General features: G+C 69.1%; 19 protein-coding genes. 3 read left to right on the top strand and 16 right to left on the bottom strand.

Features of this window, described 5'->3' with window-relative positions:
• Positions 1-40 precede the first annotated feature (40 nt).
• The 7 genes from ABD989_RS07530 to ABD989_RS07500 form a co-directional block, all read right to left on the bottom strand.
• The gene (locus ABD989_RS07530) at positions 41-1,342 is read right to left on the bottom strand and encodes a hypothetical protein (protein ID WP_345312992.1); all 1,302 of its coding nucleotides are present in this window, start codon (positions 1,340-1,342) and stop codon (positions 41-43) included.
• Between the two features lie 305 nt (positions 1,343-1,647).
• A complete protein-coding gene (locus tag ABD989_RS07525) occupies positions 1,648-2,652 on the bottom strand; it encodes a hypothetical protein (protein WP_345312991.1) in 1,005 nt (334 codons plus the stop codon).
• A gap of 81 nt (positions 2,653-2,733) precedes the next feature.
• Entirely contained in the window at positions 2,734-3,030 is a 297-nt protein-coding gene (locus ABD989_RS07520) for a helix-turn-helix domain-containing protein (protein WP_345312990.1), read from the bottom strand.
• A gap of 442 nt (positions 3,031-3,472) precedes the next feature.
• Positions 3,473-3,778: a hypothetical protein gene (locus ABD989_RS07515; RefSeq protein ID WP_345312989.1), complete on the bottom strand. Its 306-nt coding sequence runs from the start codon at positions 3,776-3,778 to the stop codon at positions 3,473-3,475.
• Positions 3,779-4,003: 225 nt separating this feature from the next.
• Positions 4,004-5,668 (bottom strand): recombinase family protein, encoded by a 1,665-nt coding sequence (locus tag ABD989_RS07510; protein WP_345312988.1) that lies wholly within the window; start codon positions 5,666-5,668, stop codon positions 4,004-4,006.
• Between the two features lie 7 nt (positions 5,669-5,675).
• Positions 5,676-6,416 (bottom strand): ComEC/Rec2 family competence protein, encoded by a 741-nt coding sequence (locus ABD989_RS07505; RefSeq protein WP_345312987.1) that lies wholly within the window; start codon positions 6,414-6,416, stop codon positions 5,676-5,678.
• A complete protein-coding gene (locus ABD989_RS07500) occupies positions 6,416-7,591 on the bottom strand; it encodes a helix-hairpin-helix domain-containing protein (protein WP_345312986.1) in 1,176 nt (391 codons plus the stop codon). The genes ABD989_RS07505 and ABD989_RS07500 overlap by 1 nt, the downstream gene beginning before the upstream one ends.
• A 188-nt stretch (positions 7,592-7,779) precedes the next feature.
• Between ABD989_RS07500 and ABD989_RS07495 the strand changes: the two genes are divergently transcribed.
• Positions 7,780-8,208 (top strand): DUF898 family protein, encoded by a 429-nt coding sequence (locus ABD989_RS07495; RefSeq protein ID WP_345312985.1) that lies wholly within the window; start codon positions 7,780-7,782, stop codon positions 8,206-8,208.
• A 24-nt stretch (positions 8,209-8,232) separates the two neighbouring features.
• Here ABD989_RS07495 and ABD989_RS07490 read toward each other — a convergent pair whose 3' ends face one another.
• From ABD989_RS07490 to ABD989_RS07455, 8 genes are read right to left on the bottom strand one after another with little or no spacing between them, the layout of a single operon-like run.
• Positions 8,233-9,081 carry a DegV family protein gene (locus tag ABD989_RS07490; RefSeq protein ID WP_345312984.1) on the bottom strand — a complete coding sequence of 283 codons (849 nt, stop codon included), beginning with the start codon at positions 9,079-9,081 and terminating at the stop codon, positions 8,233-8,235.
• Between the two features lie 9 nt (positions 9,082-9,090).
• Entirely contained in the window at positions 9,091-9,861 is a 771-nt protein-coding gene (gene octT, locus ABD989_RS07485) for a diglucosylglycerate octanoyltransferase (protein WP_345312983.1), read from the bottom strand.
• Positions 9,858-10,589 (bottom strand): histidine phosphatase family protein, encoded by a 732-nt coding sequence (locus tag ABD989_RS07480; protein WP_345312982.1) that lies wholly within the window; start codon positions 10,587-10,589, stop codon positions 9,858-9,860. Before ABD989_RS07480 ends, octT begins: the two co-directional genes overlap by 4 nt.
• Complete coding sequence (gene rsfS / locus ABD989_RS07475; protein WP_345312981.1) at positions 10,586-10,984, bottom strand: ribosome silencing factor; 399 nt, start codon at positions 10,982-10,984, stop codon at positions 10,586-10,588. Before rsfS ends, ABD989_RS07480 begins: the two co-directional genes overlap by 4 nt.
• Positions 10,981-11,634: a nicotinate-nucleotide adenylyltransferase gene (gene nadD, locus ABD989_RS07470; RefSeq protein WP_345312980.1), complete on the bottom strand. Its 654-nt coding sequence runs from the start codon at positions 11,632-11,634 to the stop codon at positions 10,981-10,983. The genes rsfS and nadD overlap by 4 nt, the downstream gene beginning before the upstream one ends.
• 44 nt (positions 11,635-11,678) lie before the next feature.
• A complete protein-coding gene (locus ABD989_RS07465; protein WP_345312979.1) occupies positions 11,679-13,115 on the bottom strand; it encodes a VWA domain-containing protein in 1,437 nt (478 codons plus the stop codon).
• Between the two features lies 1 nt (position 13,116).
• A complete protein-coding gene (locus ABD989_RS07460) occupies positions 13,117-14,022 on the bottom strand; it encodes an AAA family ATPase (protein ID WP_345312978.1) in 906 nt (301 codons plus the stop codon).
• Positions 14,019-15,293: a glutamate-5-semialdehyde dehydrogenase gene (locus ABD989_RS07455; RefSeq protein WP_345312977.1), complete on the bottom strand. Its 1,275-nt coding sequence runs from the start codon at positions 15,291-15,293 to the stop codon at positions 14,019-14,021. Before ABD989_RS07455 ends, ABD989_RS07460 begins: the two co-directional genes overlap by 4 nt.
• Positions 15,294-15,411: 118 nt before the next feature.
• On the opposite strand from ABD989_RS07455, the gene ABD989_RS07450 reads away from it, so the two are divergent.
• Together ABD989_RS07450 and ABD989_RS07445 are read left to right on the top strand one after the other, a co-directional pair.
• A complete protein-coding gene (locus tag ABD989_RS07450) occupies positions 15,412-16,089 on the top strand; it encodes a hypothetical protein (RefSeq protein ID WP_345312976.1) in 678 nt (225 codons plus the stop codon).
• A 92-nt stretch (positions 16,090-16,181) separates the two neighbouring features.
• Positions 16,182-16,880, top strand: coding sequence for a hypothetical protein (locus tag ABD989_RS07445; protein ID WP_345312975.1), 699 nt, complete (start codon positions 16,182-16,184; stop codon positions 16,878-16,880).
• 20 nt (positions 16,881-16,900) lie between these two features.
• On the opposite strand, the gene ABD989_RS07440 is transcribed toward ABD989_RS07445, so the two are convergent.
• The gene (locus ABD989_RS07440; protein ID WP_345312974.1) at positions 16,901-17,674 is read right to left on the bottom strand and encodes an HNH endonuclease family protein; all 774 of its coding nucleotides are present in this window, start codon (positions 17,672-17,674) and stop codon (positions 16,901-16,903) included.
• Positions 17,675-17,699: the final 25 nt, after the last annotated feature.

Genomic DNA, 17,699 nt, shown 5'->3' with positions numbered 1-17,699 from the left:
TTCGCGGCTGCGCCGCGCGGGAACGGCGGCCTCTTCTGCCTCAGATCCCGTAGTCGAAGTCGATAAGCATGTGGCCCGATACCCAGAAGCCGAAGCCGCACCAGAGCCCACCGATCTCGACCCCGAGGATGACCCAGAGCCAGGGATAGCTTTGCCTGGACGCCCACCGGGTTGCCCGAACGACGAAGGGGATCATGAGCAGCAAGGTCGGCAGCAGCAGGAGCCGGGGCCTGGAGTGCATGATTCCGCCGGAGCCCAGCACGATAAGTGCGACGGTAGTCGCCGTCAGCCAGACCGGCCAGGGCAACCACCGGCCGAGCAGCGGCCACAGGGACACCGCGATCAGCCCCGCGACGAGGATCATCGACCAGCTCGACAGACCCAGCCCCAAGCCGGTGGCGTCACCGACGTCAAGGGCGAGGTTGTTCGCCAGCCAGTCCAGCGTTGAGGAGCCCCAGTCGAAGCCGGAACCCCAGCCGCGGTCCTGGGCCGCAAAGTAGCCGCCGATGTCGGCCACGGTGGCGTCGGCCCACAGCAGGTAGCCGCCGATTCCGGCCGAGCCGATGATCGGTGCGAGGACCGCCGCGACCGGGAACTCTGTCCGCCGCCGCGCCCACTGCCACAGCTCGACGACAGCCACGGCACACAAGGTGAGGACCAGCGCACTCGCGGTGAGCCGGGTCAGACCGGCGACAAGCACCAGCAGTCCGGCCGCGAGGTACTGGCGACGCAGCACCAGCACCAGCGCCCACACCGCTGAGGCGGTGAACAAGGACTCCGAGTACGGCATCCAGTAGATGACGCTCATCGGCGCACCGAAAGCCAGGACGGTGACCGCTACGGCGACGCAGACCTGCGCCCGTGTCGTCGGTGGCGGGAGCCGGACCGAGTCCGGCAATCGACGCCAGAGCTGGAGGGCGAGGACGGCCAGCCCCGCTGCCAACGCGACGCAGGAAGCTGTCGACACGATCACAGCGGCGATGTAAGTGGCGTCGTGGACCCCGAAGATCGTCATCGGCGAGGCGACGATCCGGACGAGGGTCGGGTACCCCGGGAAGAAGGCGACCGACTGCCACCGAATGGGCTCGTCTCCGATGCTGAAGCCGAGGTAGCCGTGCTCGGCGATGTTGGTCATCCACAGCGAGTCCCATTGCATGAGCGCACCGCGTAGGTCGTGGCGATCGGCCCATCCGCGTATTGCGATCAGCTGAGTCAGGCCCAGAGCCAGCGCCGTCAGCACTGCGCTGAGCGGGGCGATCGCCGCCGACGAGCTGGCGTAGAGAGTCCCCGATTGTGCCAGGCTCGGTTCCGGTGCGTAGTCAGTAACCACAGCGGCGGACATCTTTGCGCTCCTTACTATTCGTCTGGCGGAGGGTGCGAGCCGACCCCCCAGTCGGCGCAGGGTCACTCCACGGGTGGCTTCAGATCTCCGTAGAATTGCTGATTTGAATCGCGTACAGCGAACACAACAAGGGGCTGCCCTTCGGTTTCCGGGCGCTCAGTTGTGGTTTGGCCACCGCCATCGACTCGGCTTCGCGAGAATTGAGCAGCGAGGGGAAGCCACTGTCCATTCGTGGCGGCATGCGACAACAGCGCCCCGGGTCGTCGTTCTTCACCACCGGGCCACTGGTCACCCGGCCCCGGGGCCTACTTCTTGTAAGGCTGCAGCTCGCCGAAGTAGATCAGACGCGACATGTCGCTAGCCAGCCCCTGCCACAGCATCAGTGGATTGCCCGCTCCGAACTGCACGTTGCGCGTAGTCAACAAAGGACGGACCTCGCCGTCCTCTTCACGCACGGCCAGATACTCAGTCTTACCAGCCCGCGCCGAGCCACCGACCAGCGCCGAGTCATCAATATCAGATTTATCCCGACCATCGGTCTGCCACTGCTCGAACCCCTCGACCTTCACAATCTCGACAGCCGTGTTGTCCTTAGTCGGAGCGAATGTCACACGCCATTCGAGGTTGATCAGACCCGAGTAACTGAATAGACCGGGGTCGGAGATCTGCATGTCGACTACCGCCGTGCCCTCGTCCGTGACTTTCGCTCGTTTGAAGTACGGGATCGGCTCTGCACGTGTACGGACAAACCCGTACGGTTTGAGCGCCGCACTCAGGTCGATCGTGCCGGTGGTCACTACCATCTGTGTGGGGGAATCACCCCTGGCCGATTGGCTATCAGGCACGAACTTGCTGGACGTGGGCGATGTCGAAGACTCCTTCGCCGCGCCGCTGCTCGCGGCCGCCACTGAACTCGCGACCTCCTCGTCAGAGCCGCCGAAGGCGACGACCACGATAAGCAGCACGGATAGCGCGGCGGCGACAACACTTAAGATAATGGTCCGCTGTCGGCCGTCGCCGATGAATCGGGCGATCCCGGACGGCTGGTGCGGGGCCGGCGCCATCGCGAGATTGTGCAGCTCGTCAGGGGTCCACGGGTGCGCCTGCGGATTGTTGAGACGGGCGTCGTAGACCCGGCGCTTTCCCAGATCGCCCAGAACGGCCCTCGCCTGCTCCAACGGGATACGCGCAGGGCCGGGCGGAGTCTGACCGATCCGTCGAGTCAGTTCGGCGACGAGGTTGCGAGGTGACGCCGCGCGATCGAGGCCAAGAGCGGCGTAGAAGTCGACAGATGGTGGCATTTCGGGCATGGAGTACCCCTTCGAGGTGTGAGTGAGATCGACCGGCGTGCTCGTGTCGGTCGTTGAGAAGAGCCCCGGAAGGGCTACGTACTAGGCGTCGCCGAGGGTTTCGGCAGCCTCGGCGTCAGCCTCGGCCAGCAGGAAGAACTTGCTCGGGCGCATTCCGAGGGCGACACAGAGATCCCAGAGCCTGTCGCTGGCGATGCCGGCGTCACCGGCTTCGAGGCGGGCGATGGCGCTCCGGCTCAGCCCGGCCGCTTCGGCGAGTTCGGTCTGCGTCATGTCGGCTGCGGTACGTGCGGCGACGAGCGCCTCGGCAAGGGCCTGCCTACGCACGGCACGAACCCGCCGCTGAGCGGCGGTCAGTTGGGCGTCGGGTGCGGGCACGGCCCGATTGTTTCACGGGCCCCGTGGCACGGCCATGCATGATCTCCCCCTGGGTTGCAATGTAGCTCTACGGCTACATTGTGGATACTACGGATGATCCGACAAAACACAAGAACCGGAGTCGTTCGGCTGAACGACTCCGGTTGAGCCGGGTGCTACGGGCCTTCTCCGGGCCGCTCCGCGGCCATGGCTGGGTCACGTCCTCGCCACGGTTGGGTCGGTTGGGTCGGTTGGGTCGGTTCGATCTCACCTACGCGCATGCGGAATTTTCTCTGCGCGTGCCCGCTACGAGCTGTTCCCGTGCTCATCTCGCGTGGGTACAGGCTCCAAGCAACCGACCCAACCGACCCAACCGACCTTTGTAGGACTCAGCGCCGCGTGGGCGCGGCGCCAGTCGGCGTCCGCGACGTGCAGGCCGCCAGGGGCGGGTGGCTCATGGTCGTCACGAGTCGAGGACCCCTGGGTCGGCGACGAGCTGCGCCATTCGGAGCGAGGTCAACCTCCGCTCGGCGATGTGAAGCTCAGCGGGGCAGGTTAGTCCGAGCAGGTTGTCTCGGATAGGCGGTCCAGGCGTTGGGGCACCGACCCGGGCAGTGGCAAGCTCGGCCAACACAGCCACCTTCTCCTGCTCGACGGTGACCTCACCACGCAGTAGCCGGCGCATAGCGGAGATGTCCCCGGTGGTGAGGTGGAAGCCGGAGGCGGCCTGGATCGCAGCGACTTGATCGATGATGTAATCCTCGTGCATACCAATGCTCCTTGCAGGGCGTGGGTGGTGGCGACAGCCGCCCGCCGCGTGCGGCCGGCGGCCATGTCCGGGAACAGGGCCGCTTTGTCGGCGGCTACGCCGCAGACGATAGGCCAGCGGTGAATCGGACCACGGTCCGATTCATCGCTGTGGGGGGATCCCGGGGGATCGAGAATGGGCTAACCCCCTACGATCCCCCGGGATCCCCCCACAGCCGCCAACGCGCTACTTCCAGCCGGGGGTGATGCGCTCTGGAGAGAGCCCCCGGAGGCCCTTGCGTTCGGCCGGCAGAAGCTGCGGCACGGCGATGGCGGCGATGACTCGGCGCTGACTGACGATGTCCATCGCTTCCCAGGCGGTTCTGACCGAGCCCTCTTGCGCCAGCGTCAGCACGAGCGGGTCCACCGCGGCCAGCTGCTCTAGTCGCGCTTGGGCAGCGTCGATCTGCGGCTGGATTCGAGCTTGCTGGTCGAAGTAGATGTTGAGGTCACGCTTTTCCGCGGCCTGCGCCTTGACGTCCTCTAAGTACGCGCGGTCGGCGTTGATCTGGGCCAGGAGCTCGCGGCGTTCACCGCTGGCGCTGTCGGTGTTGTCGTTGATCTGCGCGAGAAAATCCGGTCGCTCCAAGCGTGCGATGATCATTTCGCTGATAACGCGGTCGAGATGCTCTGTCTTCATCGTGACGTGGAAGCCGCGCTCGCCGTCCGGCCCAGGTAGGCCGGAGCACACGTACGTGCGGTAGTGATACACGCACCGGTCGGCCCCCTGGACACCGTCGTCGTCGGGTCCCTCTGCGCAGGCACACTCCTCGCGACGACGTTGTTTCCATTGCTCGCGCTCCCGCTCGGCCTGCTTGTACTCGATCTTGGTCACCGACTCCGGCTTCGGGACGCGCGGCCCCGCGCCCCTGTTCTGCTTGCCGACCCGCAGGCGCGAACCACAGACGCCGCAGACCACGACGCCGGTGCACAGGTAGCGGACGGTCCACGCGTTGGCGTTCCGGCGTCGGCCCGGCTGGAACAGTATCGCCTGCAGCGCTTCCCACTCATCGGGCTCGATCAGTGCGGGCCACACGGCGTCGGCGACGACCTCGCCCCGGTGCACCCGCTTGGCGGCGTAGGCGGGGATGGAGAGCATCTGCTTCACGGCGCCTCCGGTCCAGCCGAACCCTTTTCGCCGCCCGGCCGGGTCGTGTGACGGTCGCCGTGGCGGTAGGCCTCGCGCGTTGAAGTCCTTGGCGATCGCGTAGAGGCTCTCTCCCGCCAAGACGCGACGGGCCGCTTCGCGAACGATCGGGGCCTGGTCGGGGTGCTCAGTGATCGCGTCGAGCACGGGGCCGCGGGGCCCCTGGACGTAGTGCCGCTGGTAGCCGTAGAGGTTCTTGCCGTGGACACGGCCGGCACGCGCAGCGGAGGCGACGTCGCGTTTGATCCGCTTCGAGATTTTCGCCGACTCATACTCGGCGTCGACTGCGTCCTCGGCCAGGCTCTTGCGGTCGCGGGCGTTGGCCGTGTCGTACAGCTTGCGGTCAGCTGTGACCCAGATCTGTACCCCCTGGTCCTCGCACAGGTCCATCAGGGTGGCCCACTCGCCGAGCCGGCGGGAGCCGCGGCTGGACTCCCACAGCACTAGGATGTCCGCTTCGAACGACCCGCCCCGCAGGTCTGTGATCAGTAGTTCAAAGCCGTCGCGACTCTTGCGCGTATAACGGCTCGCGCTGATTCCCTGGTCCCGGTATGGCGTCGGGTGGATGCTCCAGCCTTGGGCTGTTATCGCGGGGTGGTTCTCCTCCTGCTGTTGGTCGAGAGACTTCCCTCGACCGTCCGCGTCCTGCGAGACCCGCAGGTATTCTCTCGCTACCAGCGGCTTTATAGCGTCGACGATACCCATACCTTTATTATGCTGTGTCTCCGGAGACCGCGGTCAAGTGAGTGAGGCCGGCCGCGGAGAAGTCGGTACGCAACTGCTGATCGAGCAGTCCGGTGTCGCCGAGCACCAATCCCGGGAACAGACCGGCCGCCTGCGGCGGCAGGGCCCGTGCTGACAACTCTCGCAACCGGAAGCGAACGTGACCCGCCCACCGCTGCCACGGCGGCGCCTGCGCCACCACCCGGGGTTCGTCGACGGCGGTGAGGCGTGCCGCCACCAATCGGTTCGCTGGCCCCGGCGGCGGTGGTCGCACCCGCACCCGGACCGAAAGGCGCTGTCCCGGAACAGTTTCCGGCAGTTGCGTGACGCGGGTCAGGAGCACGGCGTCGACGGCCCGTAGCTGCCGTCCACCCGCCGCCAGAACCCGCACCGGCAGCGTGGCGCCCCCGTTCCCGGCGAAGACCCGCGGATCGCCGGACACCTGCAGCACGACCCGCGGTTTGCCGTCCAGGTCCCGGACCGGCGACGATTCCACCAGTCCGATGCGGATCGCACACACCGCACCGGCGGCAGCGGCCACGCCGCACACGCCCAGGACGGTGGCCGCGAGCGCCGCCCGCCGGTGACGCCAGCCGAACCACCCCGCGGCCGCGGCGACCGTCCACGTCGCGGTCAGCACCAGCGTGACCGGCAGCGGTGTGGCGAGCGCGATCGCGCAGGTGCCCCAGCACGCCGCGGCCGGTCCCGCGAGGCGCAGGTCGACGGCCATCAGCCCACGGTCACCGCGTCGCGGAGCTTGGCCAGTCGTGCGGGGCCGATGCCGTCCACTTCGGCGAGTTGGTCCACCGAGGTGAAGCCCCCGTGCTGCTCCCGCCAGGCGATGATCGCCTGTGCCGTGACCGGTCCGACGCCGGGCAGGGTGTCCAGTTCGGCGAGGGTGGCGGTGTTGAGATCGACCTTCGCCGCGGCGCCGCCGGCCCCGGGGACGACGGGCGCGCGGCCGGCGGTCGCACCGTCGCCCGCCACCGGTCCCGCGCCGGAGGACACCACCGCGCTGCGCACCGAGCCGACCGCGGGATCGCGCGTGCCGACGAGGACCTGATCGCCGTCGTGCAGGATCTGCGCCAGGTTCAGGCTCAGCACGTCGGCCTGCGCGCGGGTGCCCCCGGCCTGCTCCAGTGCCTGGGCCACCCGAGAGTTGGGCGCCAGCCGGACCAGCCCCGGCTTGTGCACCAGACCGGCGACGCTCACCACGATCTCGGTCGCCGCCGCGCTCGAGGGCGCACTACTCGCCGACGGGCCGCCTTCCGCGCCGGGCGATCCGCCGGACTCCGCGGTGGGGGTCGGCCCGGCCGACGCCGGAAAGTTCACGAGCGGCGCCGCGGGTTCGGTGTTCCGCAGCAGGGTGAAGCCGGCGATGACGCAGGCGATCATCCCGATACCGATCAGAGCGAGCGCCGCGGGCGGGAGCATGGTCAATCGCCGCTTCGGTGCCGCACCCCAGTCGTCATCGAAATCCTCGTCGTCGAAATCCTCGTCATCGAAATCCCCGTCGTCGAGGTCCCTGTCATCGAAACTCCTGTCATCGAACTCCTCGCCGCCGGGATCGCCGTCACCGACATCGTCGGCTCGGCGATCACCGTCTCGGAGACCGTCCCGATCGAAGTCGTGCGCGTCGACGTCGTCCGCCGGGTCGAGGTCGCCCTCGCCGGGGTCCACGTCACCGCGTCCGGCCCACGCCCGACGGCCCGCCGGCGTGTCCAACCAGGCCGGAATCGCGGTGGCACCCCACTCCTCCGCACCCCATTCCCCAGCCGACTGCTCATCGGCGGCGCGGCGCGCGGACGACTCGCCCGGTTCGGTACGCGGTCCCGGGACGAGGTGCGGACGCGGCAGCACCCGATCGAGTGGACTGCTCGCTGCGGTGGAAGATCGCCTGGCCATGCCGCGACGGTAAGCCGCCCCCGCGGCCGCTACGAGGCCGTCGCACGGTGCCCTGTGGACAGCCGCCGTTGTCCACAGGTTCCCGGTCCCCACCGTGGCGCAGGCTGCCCATCGGTGATCTTTGTCGGAGGTGCGTCATAGTCTCTGGCGACTGCATCAACCACTCACACTCACGAAAGGGGGACGGCATGGTCACACCAGATCATCGGCGCTTTCGATTCGACGGCGGCGCCGCCACGTACTTCGGCACCGGCCTGCTCGCTCTGCTCATCACCGTCTGCACGCTCGGTATCTGTTACCCGTTCGCACTCGTGCTCCGCGAGCGCTGGCGCGCGAAGCACTCGTACATCGACGGTCATCAGCTCGTGTTCACCGGCAGCGGATGGGGTCTCTTCGGCAACTGGGTCAAGTGGTTCCTGCTGTGCATCATCACGCTCGGCATCTACTCGTTCTGGGTCGGACCGCGCATCCAGCAGTGGCGTTGGGAGCACATCGCGTTCGCCGACCCGAGTGTGAACCCGTACGCCTCCGCGGCGCGGGGAGTCTCGCCCGGCCAGATGGCGCCGATGCCCGGATTCGTGCCGACCGCGGCCCCGCCCGTGTACCCCGCCGGCTAGTCGACTTCGGAGTTCACTGGAGAGTCAGTCGAGGGGCTGCAGGCCGCGGCCGACGGTGACGCCGACGGCGCCGCGGCCGACGTGAATGCCGAGCACCGGGCCCAACTCCACCACCAGCGACGACGTGACGTTCGGCAGCCGATCCACCACGCTCTGATGCACCTGCACCGCCAGCTCGGGCGCGTGGCAGTGCTGGATCGCCACCGTCACCTCGTCGTCGCCCACCGACTCGACGATGGTGTCGACCATCTTCTTGACGGCCTTGGTCATGGTGCGTTGCCGCTCGAGCAGGGCGAGCACGCCATCGGACATCTGCAGGATCGGCTTGATCGACAGCGCCGACGCGAGCAGATGGCCCGCGGTGCTGATCCGGCCGCTGTTGCGCAGGTTCTCCAGGGTCTGCACGCACATCAACGACTCGGCGGTCGCCGCGGCGCGCACCGCCGCCTCGTACACGGCATCGCGGTCGGCGCCGGCCTCGGCCGCCTGCGCGGCCGCTAGCACCGTGAGCCCGACGGACACCCCGGCGGCCCGCGAGTCGACCACCCGCAGCACGTCACCCAACTCCTCGGCCGCCAACCGCGCTGCCGCCCACGTGCCCGACAGTCGACGGGACATGTGCACGGCCACCACGCCGTCGCCGTCGCTGCGTTCAATGGCCTCGCGGTAGGCGTCGATGAGGTCCTGCGGGTTCGCACCGGAGGTGGTCGCGCCCGGCGTGGAGATCACGTCGCTGGAGATGTCGTCGACACCTTCGAGATACTCGGCGCCATCGGGCATGCTCACATGCAGCGGGACCTGCACGATTCCGTAGCGGTCGGCCAGTGACGCGGGCAACCGCGACGACGAGTCGGTGACGACGATGACAGGCACCCCTACAACTTAGCCGGAGCGCTCAACCTCGCTCGCGCCGCCCGGGAGCTGCGCGGCCACCGCGGGCGCCACCAGCTCGGCGATCGCCGCGTGGGTGTGCAGGCCCCAGTGGATGCCGTCGGGGTTCATCGTCGCCGGCGCGTCGGTGAAATCGACGGAGGTGATCGGGAAGAAGTCGACCACGGCCAGGTCGTGCTCGTGCGCCCACCGCTCGATGGCCGCACTGGTCGGCACGCGCCCCGGATGGGCGTAGCCGTAGTACGGGCTCGCATGCGTGGGCGGCAGCGCGACGACGATCGGCAACTCCGGCCGCAGGTGCGCCAGAGAGGCGCGCACCTTCTCGTAGTACCCGACGGTCACCGCGGGCGGCAACGCCATCGGCCAGCCGAGCGACGACAGGCGCGGCTGCAACCAGCCGTACGCGCCGCGCACCCGCTCGCGCAGGCCCGCGGGCCGCACGTAGCGGATCTGTTCGCGCAGCGCCGTCGGCAGCGGCGACGGCAACGAGTCCATGCCGCCGTACGCCAGCACCACGACGTCGGCCTTGCTCAGGTCCGACCACAGGCGCGGATCCTGGGTCACCGCCCACCAGATGTCACGGCTGGTCCACCCGATGCGCGCGTGCAGCTCCACCCGACGCCCCAGCGCGGCACCGACCCGGTTGGGCCAGATCTGCGGGTCGTCGGCGGGCAGCCCGCCGACCGGCCCATAGAACGACAGTGAGTCCGCGAGCACCAGGATCGATCCGGGTTCGTCGCCCGGCGCGGTCTCCGGGCTCACTGCACGCCCGGATCGGCGGTGTCAGGCGCGTGGTTCCACACGTCCAGGGCGTTCCAGACGTCCAGCCGCCAGGTCGGCTTCTCCCCGGGCAGGCTGTGGCCGGACAACTGCACCCAGCTCGTGTTCGCCAGGCCGCCGAGCACCGGCCAGTTGGCGACCGGCAGATCCAGCAGGCGGGCGGTCATCGCGGCGATCACGCCGCCGTGCGCCACCAGCACCACGGGCGATTCCGGACGGTCGCCCTGGCCCCAGTCGTGGATCTCGTCGACGAGTTCGGTCACCACCGGCACGGCGCGGGCTGCGACGTCGACGCGGCTCTCCCCGCCGGGCGGGGTCCACGTGGCATCGTCGCGCCAGATGCGGCGCGCCCCCGGCATGGCGGCGTCGACCTCGTGGTGGGTCAGGCCCTGCCAGTAGCCCAGGTGCGTCTCGCGCAGGCGCGAATCGGTGATGACGTCCAGGCCGGTCTCGGCGCCGAGCGCCAGCGCGGTGTCGTAGGCGCGGTTGAGGTCCGACGACAGGATCATCCGCGGCGACCGGGCCGCCAGGACCTTGGCCGCGCGGGCGGCCTGCGCCACGCCGACCTCGGACAGTTCGGTGTTCAGGTGTCCCTGCATGCGACGGGCGACGTTGTATTCGGTCTGCCCGTGGCGGAACAGGACGAGCCGCCGCACGATCGGCGTGAGGCGCTCGACGCTGGTGTCTCCCTGATCGGGCTCGAAACTCATGCCTCGTCCGTGTCGGAACCACCGGCGGCGGCCTGCTCGAGGCCCTCGATCTCCACGATCGGGCCGTCGGCCCAGAGTCGTTCGATGCCGTAGAACTCGCGCTCCTCACCGTGCTGCACGTGGATCACGACGTCGCCGTAGTCGAGCAGCGCCCAGCGGCCCTCGCGGGTGCCTTCGCGGCGCAGCGGCTGGTGGCCGGCCTCGCGGAGGCGGTCCTCGATCTCCTCGGTGATCGCGTTGACCTGACGTTCGTTGTCGGCCGAGGCGATCAGGAACAGGTCGGTGATCACCAGCAGTTCGGAGACGTCGATGACGACGACGTTCTCGGCCTTGCGGGCGGCGGCGGCGTGGGCGGCGATCGTCGCCAGCGCGCGTGCCTCATCGGTAGCGGTCACGTGGTTTCCTTTCGATACAGGCCGTGTTTGCTGATGTACTGGACCACCCCGTCGGGCACCAGATACCAGACCGGGCGGCCCTCCCGTGCCCGAGCACGACAGTCCGTGGACGAGATCGCCAGGGCGGGGATCTCCATGGTCTGCAGCGCGTCGGCCGGTTTGGTCGCCAGATAGTCGTCCAAATGCGAAGCATCGAGGGCGTATCCGGGTCGGGAGACCCCGATGAAGTTCGCCAGCTCAAACAGCTCTTCCCAATTCTGCCAGGTCAGAATGCTCTCCAGCGCATCGGCTCCGGTGATGAAGAACAGTTGGTCGTCCGGATACTCGCGTCGTAGGTCGCCGAGGGTGTCCACGGTGTACGTCACGCCGGTGCGGTCGATGTCGACACGACTGACGGTGAAGTCCGGGTTCGACGCGGTGGCGATGACCGTCATCAGGTAGCGGTGCTCGGCCGGGGACACGGTGCGGGCGACGACCCCGTCGGCGGCGCCCTCCTTGTGCCAGGGGCGTCCGGTGGGCACGAAGATCACCTCGTCGAGGCCGAACCGGTGCGCCACTTCGCTGCCCGCGACCAGGTGTCCGTTGTGGATCGGATCGAAGGTGCCGCCCATGACACCGATGCGGCGCGGGGTGTACGGCACGTCGGACATGGATGCAGAGCTTACGCGGGCGGGATGCGTCCCCGCGCCGGACATCACACCGGCAGCAGTTTTCCGATCACCTGACCGAGTTGCTCGGCATTGCGGCATTCGTACATCTCGATCACCTCGCCGTACCGGCCGGCGATGGAGTCGCCGGTGTCCCAGTTCTCCCGGCGCTCCGGATTGAGCCAGTACGCGTTGCGCACCCGATCCCGCAGTGTCGCAAGAGAATCGACGCTCGAGAGCGCGTAATTGTTGCGCGCATCGCCCAGGATCAGGAGGGCGCCGCGGTGGGTCAGCGAGTCGAGGTAGTTCTCCACGAAGCCGCGCAGCATGTGCCCGTAGTCCGAATGGCCGTCCCGCGTGCTGATCCGCGCCTGGCTGAGCATGGTGGTCATCCGCTCGCCGAACTGGTCGTCGGCGTTGGACCGATCGAAGTAGTCGGTCACCTCGTCGACGGTGTCGACGAACGCGAACACCCGCACGTTCGAAAACTGTTGGCGCAGTGCGTAAACCAGCTGCAGGGTGAACGAACTGAACCCGGAGACCGAACCGGACACGTCGCAGATCACCACCAGCTCGGGCTTGCCGGGACGCGGCTTGCGGCGCCGCAGTTCGATCGGCACGCCGCCGGTGGACATCGACGCCCGCAGCGTGGAACGGATGTCGACGGCGCCGCGGTTGTTGCGGCGTCGACGGAACTCCAGCTTCGCCGCGAGCAGCCGGGCGATCGGGTCGATGGTGCGCCGCAGTTTGACCATGTCCTGGGGGTTGGCCGAGAAGAAGTCGATCTGCTCGGGCAGCTTCGGCACCGCGTACGCGGCCACCTCATCGCGCCCGCGCAGCGCCGACATCCGACGCTGCACCTCGGTCTCCACCGCCGCCCGCAGCGCCAGCGTCGCGTCCCGCGCGGCCCGACGGGTCAACGCGTCCGTGCCGGCGCGCTCCCCCTCCTCGCGGGGGATCCCGGCCGCCATGGCGGCCGCGATCCGGGCGATCAGCGTCTGCGGCGAGATCGCCGACATCGCCTGGTACACCGAGAAACTCTCGCCGCGCGCCGACTCGTACCGGCCCACCTCGTTGACGATGGCGGCCACCAGCTGATCGAAACGGCCGTCGGCGACGGCCTCCTCGTCGGACAGGATCTCGGCGGTCAGCTCGCGCAGCGCCGCCACGTCCACCTCGCCGTCGTCGGTGCGCGGCACGTCGACCGCGCCGGCCCGTGCGCTGTGCCCCAACGGGAACCACAGCTCGAAGCAGAGGTCGAAGGTGTCGCGGTGCAGGTGATCGGACAGCAGCGTCGCGGCCAGCCCCTCCCGCAGGCTGGTGCGGTCGAGCAGGTCGAGCACTTCCATCGCCTGCCCGGCGTCGATCAGGTTCGACGGCCCCACCACGATGCCCCGTCCGCGCAGGTCCTCGACGAACCCGGTGAGGGTGTCGACCAGTTCCTGCGCCGACCTCTGCTGCTGCGGCGAGGTGGAGTGACTCACGTCAGTCCAGCTTCAGCTCGCGCACCGCGGTGAGCACGTCGGCGCGGTGCTTGAGGACCACGCCGAGCGTGCGCTTGAGCAGCGAGTCGGAGACACGGCCGTCGTGCTCCTCCGGCGTGCCGGTCACCATGGCCAGCAGCGTGTTGCCCCAGTCGATGGTCTCGGCCACCGACGGCTTCTTCCGGATGTCCAGGCCGCGCAGCACACCCACGATGCGCACCACCTCGGCGGCCAGGTTCTCCGGCAGATTCGGCACCCGGGAGGCGAGGATCTCGCGTTCGAGGTCGGCGTCGGGGAAGTCGATGTACAGGTACAGGCAGCGCCGCTTGAGGGCTTCGGAGAGCTCCCGGTTGGCGTTGGAGGTGAGCAACACGATGGGACGACGCTGCGCGACGACGGTCCCCATCTCGGGGATGGTGATCGCGAAATCGGACAGGATCTCCAGCAGGAGGCCCTCCATGTCGACGTCGGCCTTGTCGATCTCGTCGATCAGCAGCACGGTCGGCTCGGTGCGCGAGATCGCGGTGAGCAGCGGGCGGGCCAGCAGGAACTCTTCGGAGAAGATGTCGTCCTTGGTGGCATCCCAGTCGCGCTGACCGGCCGCCTGGATCGCGAGGATCTGCTTGGCGTGGTTCCACTCGTACAGGGCGCGGGCCTCGTCGATGCCCTCGTAGCACTGCAGACGCACCAGGTCCGCGCCGGTGGCGGCGGCGATGGCGCGGGCCAGCTCGGTCTTGCCGACGCCGGCCGGGCCCTCCACCAGCAACGGCTTGCCGAGTCGGTCGGCCAGGTAGGTGGCGGTGGCCGTCGCCTCGTCGGCGAGGTAGCCGGTGGTCTTGAGCTGGGCCACCACGTCGGTCGTGCTCGTGAAGCTCGGCACGATGGCCTCGGCCGCGGCGGCGGTCATGCCGGACGCACCTGTCCGTCGCCCCACACGATCCATTTCGACGAGGTGAGCTCGGGCAGCCCCATCGGGCCGCGGGCGTGCAGCTTCTGCGTCGAGATGCCGATCTCGGCGCCGAAGCCGAACTGCTCGCCGTCGGTGAACGCGGTGGAGGCGTTGACCATCACGGCGGCCGCGTCCACGCGGGCGGTGAAGTCGCGGGCCGCTGACGACTCGCCGGTGATGATGGCTTCGGTGTGACCGGTCCCGTAGGTCTCGATGTGCTCGACAGCCGCGTCGAGGTCGTCGACCACCTTCACGGCGACATCCAGCGACAGGTACTCGGCGTGCCAGTCGTCCTCGGTGGCCGGCACCATGCCGGGCTCCTCACCGTGCACGGTGACGCCCTGCTCGGCCAGCGCGGTGACGATCGGCGCCAGGGCGACATCGGCGATCGCCTTGTCGATCAGCACCGTCTCGACGGTGTTGCACACGCTGGGTCGACGCGTCTTGGCGTTCACGATGACGCTGCACGCGGTGTCCAGGTCGGCGGCCGAATGGACGTAGATGTGGCAGTTGCCCGAGCCGGTCTCGATGGTCGGCACCTTCGCGTTCTCCACGATGGCCGCGATCAGGCCGGCGCCGCCGCGCGGGATCACCACATCGACGAGGCCGCGCGCCTGGATCAGCGCGGTGACGCTCGCACGATCCTCGCTGGGCAGCAGCGACACCGCGTCCGGGTTGAGGCCGTGCTCGGCGACGACGCCGCGCAGCACCTCGACCAGCGCCCGGTTGGAGCTGGCGGCCGACGACGAGCCGCGCAGCAGCACGGCGTTGCCGGCCTTGAACGAGATGCCGAAGCCGTCGACGGTCACGTTGGGCCGCGCCTCGTACACGAAGCCGACCACGCCGAGCGGGACCCGCACCTGGCGCAGTTCCAGACCGTTGGGCAGGGTCTTGCCCTGCACCACCACGCCGACCGGGTCGGGCAGCGCCGCCACCTGACGCAGGCCGCCAGTGATGCCGGCGACGCGCTCGGGGGTCAGACGCAGCCGGTCCACCAGGGACGCCTCGGTGCCTGCGGCTTCGGCGCGAGCCACGTCGTCGGCGTTGGCGGCCAACAGCGTCGTGGCGGCGGCGTCGAGCGCGTCGGCGGCGGCCAGCAGCACCTCGTTCTTGGTCGCCGTGGTCAGGGTGGCCAGTTCGCGGGCGGCCTTCTTCGCGGCCTGCGCCTGCGCGCGGACCACGTCGTCGACGGTCTGCGCGTCGCGGGTTTCCGGGGTGCTCACACTCATGTGTCCAGGTTAGACGTCGACGACGCGGTGCCGCCGTCGCGGTGGCGACTCTCCGGCTGCGTGTGTTCGGCACGAGAACCGACGCGCCCGACTTCGCACTCCGTGACACGATGACGGGGTGAAGAAGATCGGCAAGTGGCTCACCTGGTCCGGCCTTGCCGTCGGCGTGGTGTCGGTGATCGCCGGCATCGCCCTGGCCGTGGTCGGCTTCGGGAAGATCGCGAACGGGGTCACCGACTCGTTCGACATCTACGGCCCCACCCAGTACGAGGCCGAGGCGAACTCGACCCTGTGGCTCTACGGATCGGGCACCACGGGCATCGTCATTCCGAGCTGCATGGCCACCGGCCCGGCCACGGTCCAGCAGACCACGGCGTCGAGCGACACGTCGTTCACCATCAACAACAACCCGGTGACAGTGTTCGGGAAGCTGCACTTCCCCGAAGCCGGCACCTACACGATCAACTGCGACACCGTCGGCGTGATGGCCGGACCCGAAGTCTCCACGTGGACTCTTTTCGCCGGCGGAGCCGGGATCATGCTCGCCGTCCTCGGCGGCATCCTGGGCGCCATGATCGTGGTGGTCGGCGTGATCCTCTGGGTGCTCGGCGCCAGCCGCGCCACGAACGCCCCTCCGGTCGGCTGGCAGCCCGGTGCGCAGCAGTACCCGATGGGCGGCTACCCCGGTCAGCAGCACCCCGGCCAGCAGTACCCGCACCAGGCGGGCTATCAGCCCGGCGCACCGGACGACTACCGGCCCCCGACACCCGACCAGCAGCCTCCGACCGACCCGTAGGGCACGTCAACGCCCCCGTGCACGCCCTCGGCTGCGCGTGTCAAGGACGTGATCGACCGGCCCTGCGACCGCCGCCGTGACATGATTGCGGGGTGAAGAAGATCGGCAAGTGGCTCACCTGGTCCGGCCTCGCAATCGCCGTGGTGTCGGTGATCGTCGGCATCGTCCTCGCGGTCATCGGCCTCGGCAAGGTCGCCGACACGGTCAACGAGTCGTTTCGGGTCAACGGCCCGACCACGCATGTGGCCGAGGCGAATTCGAGCCTGTGGCTCTACTCCGCCAGCACCGGCATCGCCGTTCCGAGCTGCACCGCCGCCGGTCCCGCCACGGTCCAGCAGAGCACGATGCCGAGCGATGCGTCCTTCGACTTCAATACCGACACGGTGACCATGTTCGGGAAGCTGCACTTCCCCGAGGCCGGCACCTACACGATCGACTGCGACAGCGTCGGCGTGGTCGCCGGACCCGAGATCTCGACGTCGAGCATCGTCACCGGCGCGGGCGGGGTCCTGCTCGCCGTGTTCGGCGGCGGACTCGGCGGTCTGCTTCTGGTGATCGGCGTGATCCTGTGGGCCGTCGGTGCCAGCCGCGCCAAGAACGCTCCGCCGATCGCCTGGCAGCCCGACGCGCAGCAGTACCCGATGAGCGGCTACCCCGGACAGCCCGGCCAGCAATACCCCAGCCAGCAGTACCCGAACCAGCAGTACCCGAACCAGCCCGGCTATCAGCCCGGCGCACCGGACCCCTACCGGCCCCAAACGCCCGACGAGCAGCCGCCGACCAACCCGTAGGCGCGCGGCCTCGCCGGGCGTCACTCCGCTGGACATTCCCCCAGCGCTGCTGCCAGCGTGCGGCGGGAGGCTTCGTCGACCGCGAGCCGGTAGGCCGCCGAGACGGTCAGAAAGCCGATCGCGTACTGGCACCAGAAGCCGCGGAGTGCGGGCATCCACCGGCCCGGTTCGAGGTCGGACTTGGCCTGATTGCTGGGCCCGTCGACGGCCAGCAGGTTGGCCGGGTCGTTCGCGAACGCCATCCGCCGCGGCGCTGGCCAGGCCCACGCGCCCATGTCCCACGCATAGGCCAGCGGCACCACGTGGTCGATCTGCACCTGCGCTGAGCCCGCACCCCGCGCGAAGGCGATCTCGCGTCCGCTGTACGGGCTGCGCAGGCGGCCGGCGGCGACCGCGGCCGGACAGCTGGTCGTCGCGACCGACTTCGTGACCGCCAGATCGCGCCGAAGAATGTCGTTGCGGGTGTCGCAGCCGTTGCCGGCCGCGCCGACACCTCCGTGATCGGTCCACGCCTGGCCGAACGCCGAGCGTTGATAGTCCACGGGCGGTCGCAGCCGAGCGGCCACCACGTGCAGTCCGCCCAACGCCGCGCGCGCCTGCGCGACCCGCTCGGCAGGCACCGACGGCGCCTGCCGCGGCGTCGGCAGACCGAGGCCGACGGCGACGAGCACCGCGGTCAACGCGAACCCGACCAGCAGTGCCCAGTGCCGCCCGGTCAGCGGAATCCGGCCGTCGCGGCGCCGACGGCTCGCGGTGGTGATCCGTCGAGCGATGTCCTGCCGCAGTGCGCGCATAGTGGGCCCCGGGATTTAGACGCGG

The organism is Gordonia alkaliphila (assembly GCF_039542465.1).
Taxonomy (GTDB): Bacteria; Actinomycetota; Actinomycetes; order Mycobacteriales; family Mycobacteriaceae; genus Gordonia; species Gordonia alkaliphila.
Note: the sequence above shows the minus strand (reverse complement) of the source record. Positions and strands in the feature narration are given on the sequence as shown.